16 protein-coding genes are annotated in these 18,685 nt (G+C 45.1%); 9 read left to right on the top strand and 7 right to left on the bottom strand.

All coding sequences use genetic code 11. From position 1 onward, the window contains the following. Positions 1-6: 6 nt before the first annotated feature. The 4 genes from rpsU to LX99_RS25655 all read right to left on the bottom strand — a co-directional run bounded on the left by rpsU (position 7) and on the right by LX99_RS25655 (position 3,227). Positions 7-198 (bottom strand): 30S ribosomal protein S21, encoded by a 192-nt coding sequence (gene rpsU / locus LX99_RS12805; protein ID WP_022833144.1) that lies wholly within the window; start codon positions 196-198, stop codon positions 7-9. Between the two features lie 176 nt (positions 199-374). Beyond that, entirely contained in the window at positions 375-1,106 is a 732-nt protein-coding gene (locus LX99_RS12800; RefSeq protein WP_146203116.1) for a hypothetical protein, read from the bottom strand. Between the two features lie 629 nt (positions 1,107-1,735). Then, positions 1,736-2,917 carry an acyl-CoA dehydrogenase gene (locus LX99_RS12790; protein WP_407937405.1) on the bottom strand — a complete coding sequence of 394 codons (1,182 nt, stop codon included), beginning with the start codon at positions 2,915-2,917 and terminating at the stop codon, positions 1,736-1,738. 151 nt (positions 2,918-3,068) lie between these two features. Continuing rightward, entirely contained in the window at positions 3,069-3,227 is a 159-nt protein-coding gene (locus tag LX99_RS25655) for a hypothetical protein (RefSeq protein WP_170122693.1), read from the bottom strand. A 358-nt stretch (positions 3,228-3,585) separates the two neighbouring features. Between LX99_RS25655 and LX99_RS12785 the strand changes: the two genes are divergently transcribed. After that, entirely contained in the window at positions 3,586-6,036 is a 2,451-nt protein-coding gene (locus tag LX99_RS12785) for an outer membrane beta-barrel protein (protein WP_109608236.1), read from the top strand. Here LX99_RS12785 and LX99_RS12780 read toward each other — a convergent pair. The 3 genes from LX99_RS12780 to LX99_RS12770 all read right to left on the bottom strand — a co-directional run bounded on the left by LX99_RS12780 (position 6,033) and on the right by LX99_RS12770 (position 7,645). Next, entirely contained in the window at positions 6,033-6,263 is a 231-nt protein-coding gene (locus LX99_RS12780) for a KTSC domain-containing protein (RefSeq protein ID WP_109608463.1), read from the bottom strand. The genes LX99_RS12785 and LX99_RS12780 overlap by 4 nt on opposite strands. A gap of 41 nt (positions 6,264-6,304) precedes the next feature. Then, positions 6,305-6,688, bottom strand: a complete 384-nt coding sequence (locus LX99_RS12775) for a DUF1634 domain-containing protein (protein ID WP_109608235.1) — start codon at positions 6,686-6,688, stop codon at positions 6,305-6,307. 120 nt (positions 6,689-6,808) lie between these two features. Next, the gene (locus LX99_RS12770) at positions 6,809-7,645 is read right to left on the bottom strand and encodes a sulfite exporter TauE/SafE family protein (protein ID WP_022829515.1); all 837 of its coding nucleotides are present in this window, start codon (positions 7,643-7,645) and stop codon (positions 6,809-6,811) included. A 267-nt stretch (positions 7,646-7,912) separates the two neighbouring features. Between LX99_RS12770 and LX99_RS12765 the strand changes: the two genes are divergently transcribed. The 8 genes from LX99_RS12765 to murD all read left to right on the top strand — a co-directional run bounded on the left by LX99_RS12765 (position 7,913) and on the right by murD (position 18,614). Next, positions 7,913-9,751 (top strand): UbiD family decarboxylase, encoded by a 1,839-nt coding sequence (locus LX99_RS12765; protein WP_109608234.1) that lies wholly within the window; start codon positions 7,913-7,915, stop codon positions 9,749-9,751. A gap of 781 nt (positions 9,752-10,532) precedes the next feature. Further along, positions 10,533-10,994: a division/cell wall cluster transcriptional repressor MraZ gene (locus tag LX99_RS12760; RefSeq protein ID WP_022829518.1), complete on the top strand. Its 462-nt coding sequence runs from the start codon at positions 10,533-10,535 to the stop codon at positions 10,992-10,994. Then, the gene (gene rsmH, locus LX99_RS12755) at positions 10,991-11,893 is read left to right on the top strand and encodes a 16S rRNA (cytosine(1402)-N(4))-methyltransferase RsmH (RefSeq protein ID WP_109608233.1); all 903 of its coding nucleotides are present in this window, start codon (positions 10,991-10,993) and stop codon (positions 11,891-11,893) included. Before LX99_RS12760 ends, rsmH begins: the two co-directional genes overlap by 4 nt. After that, the gene (locus LX99_RS12750) at positions 11,890-12,297 is read left to right on the top strand and encodes an FtsL-like putative cell division protein (RefSeq protein WP_022829520.1); all 408 of its coding nucleotides are present in this window, start codon (positions 11,890-11,892) and stop codon (positions 12,295-12,297) included. The genes rsmH and LX99_RS12750 overlap by 4 nt, the downstream gene beginning before the upstream one ends. Then, complete coding sequence (locus LX99_RS12745; RefSeq protein ID WP_109608232.1) at positions 12,287-14,386, top strand: penicillin-binding protein; 2,100 nt, start codon at positions 12,287-12,289, stop codon at positions 14,384-14,386. Before LX99_RS12750 ends, LX99_RS12745 begins: the two co-directional genes overlap by 11 nt. Next, positions 14,383-15,843, top strand: coding sequence for a UDP-N-acetylmuramoyl-L-alanyl-D-glutamate--2,6-diaminopimelate ligase (locus tag LX99_RS12740; protein WP_109608231.1), 1,461 nt, complete (start codon positions 14,383-14,385; stop codon positions 15,841-15,843). The genes LX99_RS12745 and LX99_RS12740 overlap by 4 nt, the downstream gene beginning before the upstream one ends. Positions 15,844-15,904: 61 nt before the next feature. Further along, entirely contained in the window at positions 15,905-17,146 is a 1,242-nt protein-coding gene (gene mraY / locus LX99_RS12735; RefSeq protein WP_109608230.1) for a phospho-N-acetylmuramoyl-pentapeptide-transferase, read from the top strand. Between the two features lie 76 nt (positions 17,147-17,222). Further along, positions 17,223-18,614, top strand: a complete 1,392-nt coding sequence (gene murD, locus LX99_RS12730; protein ID WP_109608229.1) for a UDP-N-acetylmuramoyl-L-alanine--D-glutamate ligase — start codon at positions 17,223-17,225, stop codon at positions 18,612-18,614. Positions 18,615-18,685 lie beyond the last annotated feature (71 nt).

Raw genomic sequence — 18,685 nt, 5'->3', positions numbered from 1 at the left:
AAGAACTTAAACTGTTTCCTGGTTTAAACCTTGTTTGTAGATGGCATGCTTAACAACATGGCGACGGGTTACAGATTTTTTTTCGAAAGCCTGACGACTGCGTAGTTCTCTTAAAACACCTGTTTTTTCGAATTTCTTTTTAAAGCGTTTCAATGCTTTGTCTAATGATTCGCCGTCTTTTACGTTAATAATGATCATAATTCCTAAAATACCTCCTTTCAAGGGAGGGCAAAGATAATCACAATGTTTTGAATATCAAACAGGGAATGAGGAATTTATTTTATTTTTGGATTGCACCGATTATACAATTGGCAACGCCGATATAGAAACTTTAAGGAACCTTGTATCTTTACACCTATTATTTTATAATAACCTCATTGCTCCAGATAATTAGCGGTATGTGCAAGGGAGTAAATATCAACTGGCAGTTGCCTCCCCTCTTTGTATTTAAACAGGCTCATTCCTATCTTAATTGTTTTAAACGTGAAAGGTTTATTATCGCCGGTATCTGTCAAATAAAAAACGGGTATATCAAAAATCACTTGCCTGTAAGGAGGCACCATATAAACTGTCGGGCTATTTTTCCAGCATTCCATCATCAACGCTGTGGGCAAAAACCGTATACATTCTTTATCAGCCCTAAATGCATCCAACCATGAGCATGACATATTTATGTACTTAAGGGTATCAGCAGACCTGTTATTTAACTGAACCTGCATAAACGTGTAGATACACCTATGAAGTTTACCATCATCATAACAAACAGTATCTTTTGCCTGTTTAATGGCATCCTGATTGATAATTATTATAAAATTCCGGCGATCAGAATCCGAGAGTTCTTCAAACCCCGCAGGATTAGCACTGGCAAGATCATGACGGTAAAAATCGCTATTAAATATTCCATCGCTCCAACCGGTACGAATTAGTTGTGCGCTTTCGAAATTTGGAGCCGAGCTTATACTCTTTAACAATGATAGCGGTAACGGGATATCCTTTTTTGCGGATACAGGAACTATTTTTCCCGTATCCAATTTTGTAGATAAACGTTCACCATAGCAATTTAAAACTACAAGAAAACACAGAATAATAAGGTACAGATTTTTCATTTATCAACAATTAGGGTATTGCCACCTCATTACTCCAGATCAGATTATTCCCAGTCGATAATTCATCCCATACCGACGAACTCCACAACTGACTCCATGACCTGTATAATACTATATTCATTCCTACCCTAAACTTTTCACCACGCACGTCTGTCGATTTCGCAATTTTTAACGGAAAGTTTATTTTACTTATTTGATGTGGGGAGATTAACAACTACAGGAACATTTTTGTCGCAACCAGACGAAAAATTACCTATACTGCTATTACTGATACGATAGATATCCCACCATGAACAGGACATATTTATATACTTCAGCGTATCATTTGTATTATTAGTGAAATTTAAAACAAACCTGACTAAGGGAATCTTCTCTCCAGATACCAAGGTATCTTTAGTCCTCGTTACGGTAAATTGGTTTATATGTAAAACATATTTGCCCTTGGATAACTCATGCACAGGTTTATTTTTGACCTGAAACAAATGGGGAACCCAACCACAATCAGGATTAAGCAATAAGATTACATACATGAGTGCGAACAGGTAAGGTTTATTCATTCATAAATATACCTTACAGTCACAAAACGCCAAAAGCGAAAACGTTAAATATTGTTAAAATCAACCCCTCACCTATCCCTTCAACACCTCCCGGCTAATCACAATCTTCTGGATCTCGCTTGTCCCCTCTCCTATAGTGCATAGTTTAGCGTCGCGATAAAACTTCTCCACCGGAAAATCCTTAGTATAGCCATACCCACCAAAGATCTGCACAGCCTCGGTAGCCGTACGCACGGCTGTTTCCGAAGCATAATATTTAGCCATGGCCGATTGCTTGCTTACCGGCAGGTGCCGGTTTTTCAAATCAGCGGCCTGCATAATTAATAGTTCAGAAGCTTCGATTTCTGTAGCCATATCGGCCAGTTTAAAGGCTATCCCCTGGAAATTGCTGATAGGCTGACCAAACTGGTGACGTTCTTTGGCATAAGCAACCGCGGCATCAAAAGCGCCTTTGGCTATCCCTAACGAGAGCGCCGCTATCGAGATGCGACCGCCGTCAAGCACCTGCATGGCTTGTTTAAAGCCTTCGCCTTCAACACCTAATAAATTTTCTTTGGGTACACGGCAGTTATCAAAAATCAATTCGGTAGTTTCAGATGCCCGCATCCCCAGTTTATTTTCCTTTTTACCATGCGTAAAGCCGGGCGTACCCTTCTCAATTACCAAAGCCGAAATACCGTGCGAATCGCCTTTTTCACCGGTACGTACCATAACCACGGCTACATTGCCTGATTTACCGTGGGTGATCCAGTTTTTTGAGCCGTTAACTATATAATAATCGCCATCCAAAACGGCAGTGGTATTCATATGCAACGCGTCTGACCCGGTGTTGGCTTCCGTGAGTCCCCAGGCGCCAAGCCACTCGGCTGTAGCCAGCTTAGGCAACCATTTATGTTTTTGCTCTTCGTTTCCAAAAGCGAGGATGTGGCCGGTGCAGAGCGAGTTATGGGCCGCCACCGATAAGCCTATCGCCCCACAAACTTTGGCAATCTCGCTGATCACTGTTACATACTCATAATAGCCGAAACCCGAGCCGCCGTACTGTTCGGGCACAAAAACCCCCATCATACCCAATTCTCCAAGCTTTTTAAATAAATCTACAGGGAAGTGCTGGGCCTCGTCCCATTCCATTACATGGGGTTTGATATAACGTTCGGCGAAATCGCGGGCCATTTGGCCAACCATCTGCTTATTTTCGTTCATGGCGAAATCATACCCGCCGTAATTTGGGGTATCGGTTAACATAGCATCCATACGTTTATAATTGGTTATTGTTGGTTACTAACAAAATAACGTATAAAATATGGTATTGGTTTGTTGCCCTAAGTCGCTAAATAATGAACAAATTGGTATCTGGTATAAATTATAGGTTTAGCTTGGATAGGGTGGTTTTGAGTAGGAAAAATTAGTAGAAAATATTTTTTGGAAAGATATGCCATTCGGGCACACCGATATCTTCCTGTTCAATACCCTTAAATTTGCTTTTAAACTCATTCCAATCATTAATCGGAATAAAAACCCCTGTAGTTTGGACTGTACTATCCGAAATAAATTGTAAACCCATAATATCTCTGATTTAATTTCCGCTTTATCTCATTATCATTTATGGCGTTACCAGCGGCCCGGGCTATCCGTTCCAAGTCCTCGCCTCTCCTACGTCCGGTCCCGCCACGCTCCGGGCTTTTATTTATGTGGTATGAACGCGGCTGACTTTCAGGCAAAAGTCATATTAGCAAAGAAACGATTGTACTACAATCGAAAAAAGACCATGTCAAGGCGCGATGCTCAGGCATTTAATAGCATTAATAAACAAAATCAAGTTTAGATACCGCCGGGAGCACCTATAAAATTATATATATTTTCATATATTGCCTTACATTTAATCTGACTGTTATAGCTATAATTCTACATCTTAATAATTAATGAACTTTTTTACCAGGAGCTTTTTTATTGTGTTCTTGACTGGATTGTATTGTGCCGCGCTTGCGCAAACCAAGGCTCCGGCGATACGGGGGAAAATTTTTACCGATAATAACCAACCCGCCGAGGCGGCAACAGTAATACTGTTTAAAATTAATACCCCCGATACTTCGATACTACGATCGGAATTTGTAAACCAGGCAGGTTTGTTTGAGTTTACTGATCTTAAACCCGGTAAATACCTGGTGCAAGCCAGCAGCATAGGTTACAGCAAAATTTATTCGGGGCCGTATCAACTGGCGCCAGACCAAAAAATAACCACGCCCGATATTATTTTAACGCAGCAAAACCACCAATTACAGGAAGTAAAGGTAGTTGCACGAAAATCGTACATCGAGGTGAAGCCAGGCAAAATAACCTTAAACATACAAAACAGCGTACTTGCCGAAGGTAATTCGGCTTTTGATATCCTGCGGCAATCGCCGGGCGTACGGGTAAACAGCAACGAAACGCTCAGCGTAACCGGGCGCCAGGCGGCGATGATCGCCATCGACGGCAGGCCCACCAACCTGAGCGGCGATGAACTTAACTCCCTGTTGCGCAGCATGCAAAGCAGCACTATTGATCAGATAGAAGTGATCAGCAGTCCGTCGGCAAAATTCGATGCATCTGGTGGTGGTGTCATCAACATCATCTTAAAAAAAGGCAAAAACATGGGTACCAACGGCAGCTTTACCGCCATGGCGGGCTATGGTAAATATTATAAAAGCACAGCCGGTATTGTTTTAAACCATCGCACCAAAAAGCTCAACATATTTGGCAACTATACTTTTGATGCCAACAAAAGCGCGCGCACCATTGCCACCCGTCGCAGTATTTTGTTTGATGATGTTTTAAGCAATTACAACGTTGATTACAACAACATCCAGACTACCCGCAACCATAACTTCAAGTTAGGGGCCGATTATTCCATCACCCCAAAACAAACCATCGGCTTACTGATATTCGGCGTGGTACGGGATGATGATTTTACCAAACACAACAACTTAGCCATTAGCAACCAGGGCAAGCTGGATTCGATGGTTAATGCCCGCTCCAATCTTGACAGGGGCAGCAGTTATTTAAATTATAATGTAAACTATAACGCGGTATTAGATAGTATGGGCCAAACCATAGCGGTAGATGCCAATTACTCAAGTAACCACCGTCATTCGAACGAGTATATCACCAACAGCTTTCTTGATGCCGCAGGCAACAGCTACAGCGACGATCTGGATCTCGAAAACCTTTCTCCCGCAAAAATTCATATCTGGACTTCCAAAATTGATTATGTTAACCCTTTCAGCAAAAAGGCAAAATTAGAGGCGGGCGTTAAGTACAGTCATGTAAACAGCGATAACAACCTGATTTTCGGCCCCAGAATAGGTGACACCTACCAGCCCGACGAGCGTTTCAGCAACCGTTTTTTATACCAGGAAACGATAACCGCCGGGTACCTCAACTACGTAAATAAAATTGGCGCCTGGGATATTACGGCCGGCATCAGGGCCGAAAATACACATACCAAAGGCAGCTCATGGGCTATAAACCAGGCAATGCCCGCGGTAAACATCAACAGCTATTTTAACCTGTTTCCGCAGGTGCAGGTTAATTATGAAGCCGACAAAAAAAACACCATCGGCATTGGTTATAACCGCGGCATTCACCGCCCCCTTTATGAGGATATTAATCCTTTTTTATACTATACCGATTTGTATGATTACCGTGCGGGCAACCCTAACCTTAAACCGGAGTTTACCAATACCATACAGCTATCGCATACCTATAATCAAACCATATCAACGCAACTGTACTTCAGCGTAACCAACAACGCTTATGACTTTCCGGTATATATGCAAAATGATACCACTAAAGTTAATATCACTATACGCCGAAATTTTGGGCAGATTTTTACCTATGGCGCTTCGTTTTATGCCCCCGTGCAGATTACCCAATGGTGGAATGCAGATTTTAACGCGGATGCCATGTATGTACGCTACAAAGCCTACGCCAGCGTTAGTAACTTTAACCGCGCAAAACAGGATATTATTTTAAGCAGTACCCAAACATTTCATATCAACAGCACCACTACCGCCGAAATATTTGGCAGGTACGAAACGCCTACCCTATATGGGGTAAACAATTTAAAATCCAGTTATTCGGTTAACGCGGGCATCGGCAGGCAAATTTTGAATAAGCGGGGCAACCTCAAACTAACCCTGATGGATATTTTTAATACCGACAGGGTACGTAACTATGCCATCTACCAAAACATTAACCTGAGCGAAAACAGCAAACGCGATACGCGCATTGTAAGGCTTAACTTTAGCTATCGTTTTGGAAAAAGCACGGTAAAATCGGCCAATAAGCGTAATACAGGTAATGATGATGAACGCCGCCGCACGGGCAATTAGTGAAAATGGGCGTAAAGCATTTTAAGCTCGGGATACTTGCCTTTAATGCGTGTTGAAAAGAAATGCCCTAATGATTGCGCGCCTATAAACCGCCTGTAGGTTCCTGGCAAAACGCCAAAGTATTGCCATACATCGCCGCTTTCCCTGAACTCCAGTTCGAGTATGCGCGATTCAGGATCGTAGCCAACGCTGCTTAAAGCCGATGATTGCACCCTTTGCCTCTGCATATATTTATAATACATGAAAGCGTAAAAGGTTTTTAAAAATATTAACCCGCGTGCCCGCTCAGCATACTTGAAAAAATAATGAGCAGAACCACCAAAGTGATGGCGGTGTAGAGATAATCTTTTTCAATAATAAAACCAATGGCCGAAAATATAACCCGGATAACCGGTGTGGCTATCAGCAAAATGATACCGGCCTGTATGATGGCCCGGCCGCGAAGCGTAAAAATTCCGCGTATAATGCCGCCGGGGCTGCTCACAAAATCGGGTACGCCAACAAACGTGGTGTAATCAACATGGGCATGGCCATGACGGTACAAATAAATAACCCCGCCAATAAAAACAATGCTCATTGATACCAGCACCCCGGCGCGAAGTATCCAGCCTATTACGGCCTGCATATCGGTATCTTTAAACTTTTTGGTCATTTCTTATCAGTCATTAGGTCATTATATCATTGCATCATTGAGCCATTTTTTGATTAGCAAACCGGCCAACCGTGTACGCCATGCAACAATGACTTAATGACGCAATGATATAATGACCAATTAAATTGTCCCGGTAATTCCTTTATATATCATTTGCGATGCTAAAATTGTAACCACTACGGCAAAAACCCAGCGCAGCCACCCCGACGAAGAGGTATGCACCAGTATTTTTGATCCGCTTAGCGCGCCTAATAAAACGCCTATGGCTACCGGCATGGCAATGCCGGGATCAATGTATCCCCTTTGCAGGTAAACCACCGCGCTGGCCGCCGCAGTTACCCCAATCATAAAATTACTGGTAGTGGTTGATACTTTAAATGGGATTCGCATAATGCCGTCCATAGCCAAAACCTTGAGCGCACCCGAGCCTATGCCCAGTAAACCGGAGATCACCCCGGCAAAAAGCATCATAAAAAAACCTCCGCCCACATTGCGCACCGTATAACTTACTTCGCCTGCAGGCGTGGGGAATGTGCCGTTTAATTTTAGTTTCTCCGCCAGTTCGCTTTTTTGCTGATGGATCTGTTCGGCTTTTTTTCGTAACGACATTACCGCGGAGAGAATGAGAATCACTCCGAATAACACAGCTATGAAATTAGTGGGGATATAAACGGCTATTAACGCGCCAACCATAGCGCCCGCGGTGGTGGCTATTTCCAAAAACATCCCCAGCCTGATATTGGTAATACCTTCTTTAACATAAGCCGCCGCCGAGCCTGACGAAGTAGCTATAACAGAAATGAGCGAAGCCCCGATAGCATAATGGATATTAATACCAAGCGATATGGTTAGCAACGGGATAATAACCACCCCGCCGCCCAGGCCGGTTAACGAACCCAGTAAACCCGCCAGGTACGAACCAATAAGTATAATAAGCGTTAGTACAGTTACCGACATAACAGTAATTAATATCCGGCAGCTAAAGTAAGGTTTTTTATTTTTTAGGATTGCACCGATTTTTAGATGATTTTACCGGTTAGTTATCTAAATAGTAATTGATAGTTTTTGTAACTTTTATTGCGGAATTGAAGACTGTCGGGATTTTTTTCGGGCCGATAAAATCCATTGTCGTTAAAATGTCATCAATCTTCTTTCGTACAAATAATCGGTGTAATCAAATCAATCGGTGTAATCCCCGAAAACAAAAAACCTTAATTTCGCCTCATGGGTTACTCAAGTTTACAAGCCTGCATTACCGATCTGGAAAAACACGGCCACCTTGTGCGCATTAAGGAAGAAGTTGATCCTTACCTGCAAATGGCGGCCATACATTTACGCGTTTTTGAAAACGATGGACCTGCCATATTATTCGAAAATGTAAAAGGCAGTAAGTTCCCGGCTGTATCAAACCTGTTTGGCACCCTCAACAGGTCGAAGTTTATTTTTCGTGATACGCTCGAAAAGATCAAGGTATTGGTGGATATTAAGAACGACCCGATCAAGGCTGTCAAAAACCCATTTAAATACGCGGGCGTAGGCTTAACCGCGTTATCCGCCCTTCCGATGAAGAGCGGCCTGGGCGCTCCGGTTAAATTTGGCAAATGTAATATCAGCGATATCCCCCAAATTGTAAACTGGCCCATGGATGGCGGCCCATTTGTGACCATGCCGCAGGTTTACACCGAAGATATTGACAAACCCGGCATTATGAATGCCAACCTGGGCATGTACCGCATCCAGCTGGCAGGTAACGATTATATTTTAAATAAAGAAATAGGCCTGCATTATCAAATCCACCGCGGTATTGGTGTACACCAAACCAAGGCCAACGCCAAAGGGCAACCGCTAAAAGTAAGCATCTTTGTAGGAGGCCCCCCGTCGCACCCGGTTGCCGCCGTAATGCCCCTGCCCGAAGGTTTATCTGAAATGACATTTGCCGGAGCTTTGGGTAACCGCCGCTTCCGTTATTTTTACGATCACGAGGGCTTTTGCATCTCGGCCGATGCTGATTTCGTAATCACGGGTACGGTAATGCCGCACGAAAACAAACCCGAAGGCCCATTTGGCGACCACCTGGGTTACTACAGCCTGGTGCACCCCTTCCCGCTGATGAAGGTACATAATGTGTATCACCGTAAAAATCCGTTATGGTCGTTTACCGTGGTTGGCCGCCCGCCGCAGGAAGATACCAGCTTCGGGGCGCTCATTCATGAAATTACCGGTTCGGCCATCCCTAAAGAGATTCCGGGCCTGCATGCCGTAAACGCTGTAGATGCGGCAGGTGTGCACCCGCTGCTATTTGCCATTGGCAGCGAGCGCTATACCCCCTACCTTAAAGAACGCAAACCCCAGGAAATTGTAACCATTGCCAGCCATATTTTAGGTAAAGGGCAATTGAGCCTGGCCAAATACCTGTTCATCGCCGCGCAGGAAGACGACCCTAAATTGAATGTAAATGATATCGGTGGTTTTGTGAAACATATCCTGCAGCGGATAGACCTGACACGCGATCTGCATTTTCAAACCAATACCACTATAGATACTTTAGACTATAGCGGCGAAGGCCTTAATTCGGGCAGTAAAGTTGCCGTTACCGTGGCAGGCGATATTAAACGCGAACTCTGGAACGAGTTGCCCGACTGGTTCAACATCCCACGCCCTGTTACCGGGTACAAAATGGCAATGCCCGGCGTATTAATGGTTGAGGTGCCTAAGCATGTTAACTACAAGGACATCCATAATGTGATCAGCGTTATTGAGTACGCCCTGCAGGATGAAGACCTGAACGGCTTGCCACTAATTGTACTGTGCGATGATGCCGGTTTCGCCGCCCAAAGCATCAATAACTTTGTTTGGGTAACCTTTACCCGCAGCAACCCATCGCATGATATTTATGGTGTTGGCAGCTTTACCGAGCATAAACACTGGGGCTGTACCGGTCCGCTGATTATTGACGCCAGGATTAAGCCGCACCATGCACCTGTATTGGAGCGGGTGCCTGAGGTGGAAAGAACGGTGGATAAGCTGGGGGAAAAGGGAGGGTCATTATTCGGGATGATTTGAGGGAGGTGAAAGATTAAAGGCGAAAGGAAAAGCCTATGGTCGGTGTTTTCACCGCACCACTTTCGGAGTACGATGTTTTCGTTTTAATTAGTGTAACTTCTTTAGATTATGTGGTACGGTGAAAAACACCGACCACAAGCTGAAACACCGACCACAAGCTAAATTAGTGTAACTTATTTAGATTATGTGTTACGGTGAAAACACCGACCACAAGCTAAATTGTTTGGGATGATTTGAGGGGAAAGGATAAAGGTAGCTTCGATGAATACCTTAAAGGGATAACTCATTTTTGCTTGTGGTCAGTGTTTCTGCCGCACTAAGTTCCATGATGGAATGTTATCGTTTAAATTAGTGCATTCTTCGTTAGATCGTGTGGTACGGTGAAAAACACAGACTACCGGCTGAAAAATTATCGAATCAAAAGAATTACCCGAATGCCAGGCAAATTCTATAAATCACTCCATTCGATAAATTCGAGTTCAGACAGCTCCACAATTCCACTTCATACAAATATTCTGCTCATTATCCAATTCAGAAAATTCTGATTCTGACATTAAATCCGGGATTTTCTCCCACTTTACAACACTTTCCATACTTATCGCGACCAATCCCCATAAACCACTGTTTACTAATAACTTTTAAGATAGCTTAACCTTTAAAAAATCTTCGAAAACGCAAAACCAGGCGCACCAAAAATTGTTGAAAACTTTTAGTGGAGCAAAGTGGTAAGAAGTGGTAAAAGTATTTACTTTTACAGTTAAAAAATTGCCCAAGTCATACAATGTCGTTTTTAACCGGTGAATTTGAGTGTAAGCTTGATCCTAAATTCAGGATGATGATACCGGCTGGCCTAAAGAAAAAGCTCCCTGAGCTTGAAACCGAGGGCCTGGTGATTAATCGCGGGTTTGAAAAATACCTTGTTATATACACTAAAAAAGAATGGGATAAACGACTTGAGGAACTGAGCAAACTTAACGAATACGAAGAGGATAATATAGCCTTTATACGATATTTTACCCGTGGTGCAACCGAGCTTTTGCCCGATGCTGCCGGCAGGGTACTGCTACCCAAATTTTTATTGGAGTACGCGGGTATAAAAAGCGAAGTAGTGCTGGCTTGCCAGTTGAATAAAATTGAGGTTTGGGATGCCGAAACGCACCGCAAGCTGATGGATGACGAACCGGCAAGTTTTGGCGCGCTGGCAAAAAGGGTAATGGGCAATAAAAGCAAGGAGCAGGAATGAGTGAGTACCATGTACCGGTAATGCTGGCAGAGTGCATTGAAGGGTTGAATATTGATCCTGATGGCACTTATGTAGATGTGACTTTTGGGGGTGGCGGCCACTCGCGCGAGATCATGAAGCATTTGGGGCCCAACGGCAGGCTGATAGCTTTTGACCAGGATGCGGACGCGCAGCGGAACTTGATTGATGACGAACGTTTTGTTTTTGTTGATCAGAATTTCAGGTACCTCAAAAACTTTTGCCGCCTGCACGATGCCATGCCGGTAAACGGGATCCTGGCCGATCTGGGCGTATCATCGCACCAGTTTGATGAGGCCGAACGGGGCTTTTCCATCCGGTTTGACGCCGAGCTGGATATGCGCATGAACCAGTTAAGCGATTTAACTGCAAAACAGGTAGTGAATACTTATGCGGTGGCTGATCTGCACCGGATCTTCGGCATTTACGGCGAGATCCAGAACGCGAAATCGCTGGCCGAAACTATTGCTACCGCGAGGCTCAACGCGCCGATAACAACCATCGCCGATCTTAAAAATATGATCAGCAACCGCATCCCGAAGGGGAAGGAAAATAAATACCTGGCGCAGGTTTTCCAGGCGCTGAGGATAGAGGTTAACCAGGAGCTGGAAGCATTGAAGGATTTTTTGATGCAATCGGCAGAAGTGCTGGCTCCGGGCGGCAGGCTGGTGGTAATGTCATACCACTCGCTGGAAGACAGGCTGGTTAAAAACTTCATCGCTAAGGGCAAATTTAGCGGCGAGGTGGAGAAGGATCTTTATGGCAATGATAATAAACCGCTTGATGCTGTAAGCCGCGGGGCAATAACGGCATCGGCAGAAGAGATAGTTAACAATAACAGGGCACGGAGCGCTAAACTAAGAATAGCTGTAAAAAAATGAGCAACCGTTTACGTACAGAAATTCAGGAAGAGGAAGAAATTGAGGAGATTGTTGATGAGCGGCCTGTAAGGGAGCTGCCCGACAATCTGTTTACGCAAATCCTAAAAAAAGGCTTTCTCACTACCGAGAGGGCTACCAATGCTTTGCCTTTTGTGCTGTACCTGGCCTTTTTGGGCATGGTATATATTGGCAACATGCACCTGGCCGAAAAATCGGTGCGGGAAATTGACGCGCTTAATAAAGAAGTAAAGGAGCTGGGCTGGGACTATAAATCATCTAAAGCCGACCTGGCATTCAAGAGCACGCTAACCGAAGTAGGAAAGCGGGCCGATACGCTGGGACTAAGCCAATCGGTAGACCCACCCGTGAAAATAACAGTAAAGGAGGTGGCTAATGGGAATTAGGACTAACATACTGCTCAGGGTTTATATAGCCTTCGGGCTTATTTTGTTTTTTGCGGTGGCCGTAGTTATACAACTATGCCGGGTACAATTTATACAGGGCGACAAGTGGAAAGCTATGGCTGCCGACCTCTCGGCCCAATACCAGACTGTTGAGGCCGCAAGGGGTAATATTTTTTCGGTAGATGGAAACCTGCTGGCTACCTCGGTTCCTGAATACGAACTGCATATGGATATGCTGGTCGGCGGCATCGCTTCGGATACGGCCTTCAATAACCATATCGACGAACTGGCGGCCAGGCTTTCGGGCATGTTTAAAGATCGGTCGGCAAGGGAGTATGCCCGTATTTTGCGCGACGCCCGTGCTGATAGCTCACGTTACCAGTTGATCAGGCGCAAGGTATCCTACCAGGACCTGAAAAAAATCCGCCAGTTCCCTATTTTCAATATGGGTAAATACAAAGGCGGCCTGATCGTGATCCAGAAAAACAGGAGGATACTGCCGTTCCAGTCGCTGGCTGCCCGTACTATCGGCTATAAAAACGAGAATGTAAAAAACCCGGTGGGTTTGGAAGGCGCTTATTCGACATACATTAATGGCGAAAGCGGCAGGCGGTTAATGCAACGCATCCCGGGTGGTACCTGGATGCCGGTTGATGATGACGACGAGATTGCAGCCAAAGATGGCGCGGATATCATCTCTACCATTAACGTAAACTTCCAGGATGTGGCGCAGGATGCCCTGAAAAAGCAATTGGTAAAAAGTGCTGCCGATCATGGTTGTGTGGTATTGATGGAAGTGGCTACCGGCGAAATCCGGGCTATTGCCAACTATACCCGTACCAAAGACGGCGATTACAAAGAGCTGATGAACTATGCCATCAGCAACGCTATTGATCCGGGTTCAACCTTTAAACTGGCATCGTACATGACCCTGTTGGATCAACATAAAATTGATACCAGTACCATTATCAATGCCGAGGGCGGTAAATATAAATTCCCGAAAGGGCCAACCATTACCGATACTGAGCACGACAATTATGAAATGTCGGTTAAGCGCGCTTTTGAAGAATCATCAAACGTAGCCGCGGCCAAACTGGTTGATAAGTTTTATCATAACAACCCATGGCAGTACATCAATAAACTGTACAGCTATCACCTGAATGAGAAACTGGGCCTGCAGATTAAAGGCGAAGGCCAGCCGGTAATTAAAAACCCGTCAAACCGCAGCTGGAACAAAAACTACAGTTTGCCCGAGATGGCCTACGGTTACGAAATGAACATTACGCCGCTGCAGATGCTGGCTTACTATAACGCGGTTGCCAATAACGGTAAAATGATAGCGCCGCTGCTGGTTCGTGAAATTCGCCGTTTAGGTAACCCTATCGAACAGTTTAAGGCCCGTGTAATTAATGAGCAGATCTGTTCGGAGCAAACTTTAGGTAAAGTACGCGGCATGCTGGAAGGTGTGGTGCTTAACGGTACCGGCAAAAACGTAATTAAAAACAAACTGTACAGCGTGGCCGGCAAAACCGGCACCGCGCAGGTGGCCAACGGAACAAAAGGTTATAAGGATAAAAAATACCAGGCTTCGTTTTGCGGTTATTTCCCGGCCGATAAGCCTAAATATTCAATGATTGTGGTGATCAACAACCCCACACAGGGCGATTATTTAGCAGCCAAAGTTGCCGGCCCGGTTTTCAGGGAAGTGGCCGACAGGGTTTATGCCAATGATCTGGATATTAACCAGACACCGCAAACCCGCTTTGTTGGTAACACTACCATGCCGCAGATAAAACAGGGTAACCTGAAGGCCCTCAAAAAAGTGTACAGTAAATTGGGTGTGAAGCCTTTGTACGCCTCGGCCAACAGCAGTGTTGATACGAGCGATGGTATACCGTACGAAGGTGTAAAATATAAAAGCGGCACAGTGCCATCAGTAACAGGTATGGGTTTGAGCGACGCGCTGTATGCAATGGGCAATGCCGGTTATAAAGTATCGGTACGCGGAAGCGGCATTGTGATCACGCAATCGGTTACCGGCGGAAGTGTAATACCAAAAGGATCAAAAATATTAATAGAACTGCAATGAGGTATTTAAGCGATATAATTGACGGACTGGCCTTCACTGAATTACAGGGAAGTGCGGATGTGGAGATTACGGCGATAGCGTTCGATTCAAGGAAGGTTATTCCGGGTTCGATGTTCGTTGCCGTTAAAGGTACAGTTGTTGACGGGCACGATTATATCGACCAGGCCATCAAAAACGGTGCTATCGCCGTTATCTGCGAAGACCTGCCGGCCCGTACCACAGGCGAGGTTGATTTTTTGATGGTGGCCGATTCGGCAGTGGCTTTAGGTATCGTAGCTGCCAATTTTTACGATAATCCATCGCAAAAGCTAAAACTGGTTGGCGTTACCGGCACTAATGGCAAAACTACAATCGCTACGCTGCTTTACCAGTTGTTCAGGGATTTGGGTTACAAATGCGGATTGCTCTCAACCGTCGAAAACCAGATTAACGGCAAAGTGATCCCGTCAACCCACACCACGCCCGATCCTATTGAGATCAATAAGCTGCTGGCCGAAATGGTGGATAGCGGTTGCGATTATGGCTTCATGGAAGTGAGTTCGCATGCCATATCGCAAAAACGCATTGAACACCTGGTGTTTGCAGGTGGTGTGTTCACCAACTTAACCCACGATCACCTTGATTATCACAAAACGTTTTTAAGGTATCTGAATGCCAAAAAAGCGTTTTTTGATGGCTTGCCGAAAGATGCTTTCGCGCTTACCAACAGCGATGATAAAAACGGCAACGTGATGCTGCAAAACACGGCGGCCCATAAAAAAAGTTACGGTTTAAAAACCATGGCCGATTATAAAGCCCGCATCCTCGAAAACCAGTTCAGCGGTTTGCTGCTGCAGATTGATGGCGAAGAAGTGTGGTTTAAAATGGTGGGCACGTTCAATGCCTATAATTTATTAGGGGTTTACGCTACCGCGATGTTGCTGGAGCAGGATAAAGCCAAAGTACTTACCAGCTTAAGCAAGCTAACCGGTGCCGAAGGCCGCTTTGAATATATCACGGCGCCAAATAAAGTGGTTGGCATTGTTGATTATGCCCACACACCCGATGCGGTACAGAACGTGTTAAGCACCATTCACGATATCCGTAAAGGAAACGAAAAGGTAATTACCGTTATTGGCTGCGGTGGCGACAGGGATAAAACCAAACGCCCGATCATGGCTAAAACCGCCTGCGAGTGGAGCGACAAAGTGATCCTGACATCAGATAACCCGCGAACAGAAGATCCGGCGCAGATCATCAAAGAAATGGAAGAAGGCGTCGATCCGGCATTTAAACGCCATACGGTGAGCATTATCGACAGGCACGAGGCTATTAAAACAGCCTGCATGCTGGCTAACCCGGGTGATATTATCTTGGTTGCCGGCAAAGGTCATGAAAACTACCAGGAAATAAACGGAGTGAAAAACCACTTCGATGATATGGAAGAGCTGGAAGCGCAGTTTAAGGATTTGATATAAAAAGTAAGGCTTTTTGCCTTACAATCGGTGAAACCAATAAAATCAGTGTAATCAGTAAAAGATGTTATACTATTTATTTAACTATTTAAGCAAAAATTACAGTATCCCGGGCATTGGTGTATTTCAGTACATCACTTTCCGCACGGCTATGGCTGTAATTACATCGTTGCTGATCACCACGGTTTATGGCCGCCGGTTAATTGATTACCTGCGTTTTAAACAGGTTGGCGAAACTGTAAGGAATTTAGGCCTGGAAGGCCAGATGCAAAAATCAGGTACGCCTACCATGGGCGGGATCATCATTTTGCTCGGTATCCTGATCCCGACTTTATTGTTTGCCAAACTGGAAAACATTTATGTGATCCTGATGCTTATCACAACCATTTGGTTAGGGGCCATAGGTTTTCTGGATGATTATATTAAAGTATTTAAAAAGAATAAAGAGGGCTTAGCCGGTAAATTTAAAATTATCGGACAGGTAGGCCTGTCGTTGATTGTAGGCTGGACGATGTATTTTAACAGTAATATCATCATCCGCCAGGAAGTGGTTTTACCCGTTAAGGCCGATGCTCCGGTTGAGTACCATATCAAGGCCGGAAAGCCGATCTATACACAGGATGTGCACTCTACCAAAACCACCATGCCTTTTTATAAAAACAACGAGTTTGATTATGCCAAGGTATTAAAGTTTTTAGGCGGAGGTTATGAGCAGTACGCGCTGGTGGTGTTCCTGTTTTTTGTGATCATCATTATCACGTTCATCTCCAACGGGGCAAACATAACAGACGGTATAGACGGCCTGGCAACGGGTACATCGGCCATCATCGGTATTACGCTGGCTATACTGGCCTACGTATCAGGCAACACGGTAATTGCCGATTACCTGAACATCATGTACATCCCCAACTCGGGCGAACTGGTAATTTTTGCCGGTGCCTTTGTGGGTGCCTGCGTGGGCTTTTTGTGGTATAACTCATACCCCGCACAGGTATTTATGGGCGATACCGGCAGTTTGGCCATAGGCGGGATCATCGCGGTATTCGCTATCATGATCCGCAAGGAGTTGATGCTGCCTTTACTGTGCGGCGTATTCCTGATCGAGAATTTCTCGGTGATCATCCAGGTATCATGGTTCAAGTACACCAAAAAGAAATTTGGAGAAGGCCGCAGGGTATTTTTGATGGCCCCCCTGCACCACCATTACCAGAAAAAAGGGTTCCACGAAGCAAAAATCGTTACACGCTTCTGGATCATTTGTATCATGCTGGCGATAGTGACGGTGATAACGTTGAAGTTAAGATAAGCCCCCCGGCCCCCTGAAGGGGGAGCAAAAGAGAGAATAATAAAATAAAAGATAAACAATAAAAAGGAAGAATCCGGTGAATACGCAAAGTGAACAAGCAAATCAAAAGCACCCCCTTCAGGGGGCGGGGGGGGCGCGGATCGTCATCCTCGGTGCAGGCGAGAGTGGTGCCGGGGCAGCATACCTTGGCAAACAGCAGGGCTTTGATGTTTTTGTGTCGGATTTTGGGGCTATTGCCGATAACTATAAAAAACAGCTTGAAGAATGGGGAATCCCGTTTGAAGAGAAACAACACACTGAAGAACTGATACTCAACGCGGTTGAAGTGATCAAAAGTCCCGGTATACCTGATAAGGCGCCGATCATTAAAAAGCTGAAGGAAAAAGGTATTCCTGTTATATCTGAAATTGAGTTTGCGGGCAGGTATACTGACGCTAAGATCATCGGTATAACAGGATCGAACGGTAAAACTACTACCAGCAGTCTCACATACCACATTTTGCATGAGGCAGGCGTGAACGTTGGTTTGGCGGGCAACATAGGTAAAAGTTTCGCCTACCAGGTAGCTACCGAAAAATTTGAGTGGTATGTGCTGGAGCTAAGCAGCTTTATGCTTGACGATATGTTCAATTTTAAGGTTGATATAGCCGTGTTATTGAACATAACGCCCGACCACCTGGACAGGTACGATTATAGAATGGAAAATTACGTGGCATCCAAATTCAGGATCACGCAGAACCAAACGGCGGGCGATTATTTCATCTACTGTGCCGACGACCCGGAAACAGCGGCAGGGATAAAGGAACGAACGTTCGGGGCGCAGCTGCTACCGTTTTCCATACAGCAAAAATTTGAACCGGGAGCATACCTGGACGAGAATAAAAATATTGTTATAAACACCAAACAAGCACATTTTACAATGTCAATTCAAGATCTGGCCCTGCAAGGCAAACACAACATTTACAACTCCATGGCATCAGGTATTGTAGCAAAAGTGTTGGAGTTGCGCAACGAAACGATGAGGGAGAGCATGGGCAATTTCAAAGCCATTGAGCACCGCCTGGAGTTTGTTGCCAACATTTCAGGCATCCGCTTTATTAACGATTCCAAAGCTACCAACGTTAACTCAACCTGGTACGCCTTAGAAAGTATGACCAGCGAAGTGGTGCTGATTTTAGGAGGCGTTGACAAAGGAAACGATTACAGCATGCTGAATGATTTGGTTAAACAAAAGGTGAAAGCCATAGTTTGCTTAGGTAAAGATAACCGCCGCATCCACGAAGCTTTTGACGACCTGGTAGAACTGATCGTAAACACCTCATCGGCCCAGGAGGCGGCACAGGTAGCTTATCACCTGGCCACCAAAGGCGATACGGTATTACTGTCGCCGGCCTGTGCCAGTTTCGACCTGTTTAAAAACTACGAAGACCGCGGCAGGCAGTTTAAAGCGGCGGTGAGGGAATTGTAAACCCCACCCAAACCCTCCCCGGAAGGGAGGGTTTAAGAAGGAGCAGAGCAGCCCGACCCAAACCCATCCCG

This window comes from Mucilaginibacter oryzae (genome assembly GCF_003148845.1).
GTDB classification, from domain to species: domain Bacteria; phylum Bacteroidota; class Bacteroidia; order Sphingobacteriales; family Sphingobacteriaceae; genus Mucilaginibacter; species Mucilaginibacter oryzae.
The sequence above is the reverse complement of the archived record's forward strand: the minus strand, read 5'-3'. Positions and strand labels throughout refer to the sequence as shown.

Bases quoted from the DNA above. Each gene is read 5' to 3' on its own strand.
- rpsU (WP_022833144.1), bottom strand. From the start codon at position 198: ATGATCATTATTAACGTAAAAGACGGCGAATCATTAGACAAAGCATTG.
- LX99_RS12800 (WP_146203116.1), bottom strand. From the start codon at position 1,106: ATGAAAAATCTGTACCTTATTATTCTGTGTTTTCTTGTAGTTTTAAAT.
- LX99_RS12790 (WP_407937405.1), bottom strand. From the start codon at position 2,917: ATGGATGCTATGTTAACCGATACCCCAAATTACGGCGGGTATGATTTC.
- LX99_RS25655 (WP_170122693.1), bottom strand. From the start codon at position 3,227: ATGGGTTTACAATTTATTTCGGATAGTACAGTCCAAACTACAGGGGTT.
- LX99_RS12785 (WP_109608236.1), top strand. From the start codon at position 3,586: ATGAACTTTTTTACCAGGAGCTTTTTTATTGTGTTCTTGACTGGATTG.
- LX99_RS12780 (WP_109608463.1), bottom strand. From the start codon at position 6,263: ATGCAGAGGCAAAGGGTGCAATCATCGGCTTTAAGCAGCGTTGGCTAC.
- LX99_RS12775 (WP_109608235.1), bottom strand. From the start codon at position 6,688: ATGACCAAAAAGTTTAAAGATACCGATATGCAGGCCGTAATAGGCTGG.
- LX99_RS12770 (WP_022829515.1), bottom strand. From the start codon at position 7,645: ATGTCGGTAACTGTACTAACGCTTATTATACTTATTGGTTCGTACCTG.
- LX99_RS12765 (WP_109608234.1), top strand. From the start codon at position 7,913: ATGGGTTACTCAAGTTTACAAGCCTGCATTACCGATCTGGAAAAACAC.
- LX99_RS12760 (WP_022829518.1), top strand. From the start codon at position 10,533: ATGTCGTTTTTAACCGGTGAATTTGAGTGTAAGCTTGATCCTAAATTC.
- rsmH (WP_109608233.1), top strand. From the start codon at position 10,991: ATGAGTGAGTACCATGTACCGGTAATGCTGGCAGAGTGCATTGAAGGG.
- LX99_RS12750 (WP_022829520.1), top strand. From the start codon at position 11,890: ATGAGCAACCGTTTACGTACAGAAATTCAGGAAGAGGAAGAAATTGAG.
- LX99_RS12745 (WP_109608232.1), top strand. From the start codon at position 12,287: ATGGGAATTAGGACTAACATACTGCTCAGGGTTTATATAGCCTTCGGG.
- LX99_RS12740 (WP_109608231.1), top strand. From the start codon at position 14,383: ATGAGGTATTTAAGCGATATAATTGACGGACTGGCCTTCACTGAATTA.
- mraY (WP_109608230.1), top strand. From the start codon at position 15,905: ATGTTATACTATTTATTTAACTATTTAAGCAAAAATTACAGTATCCCG.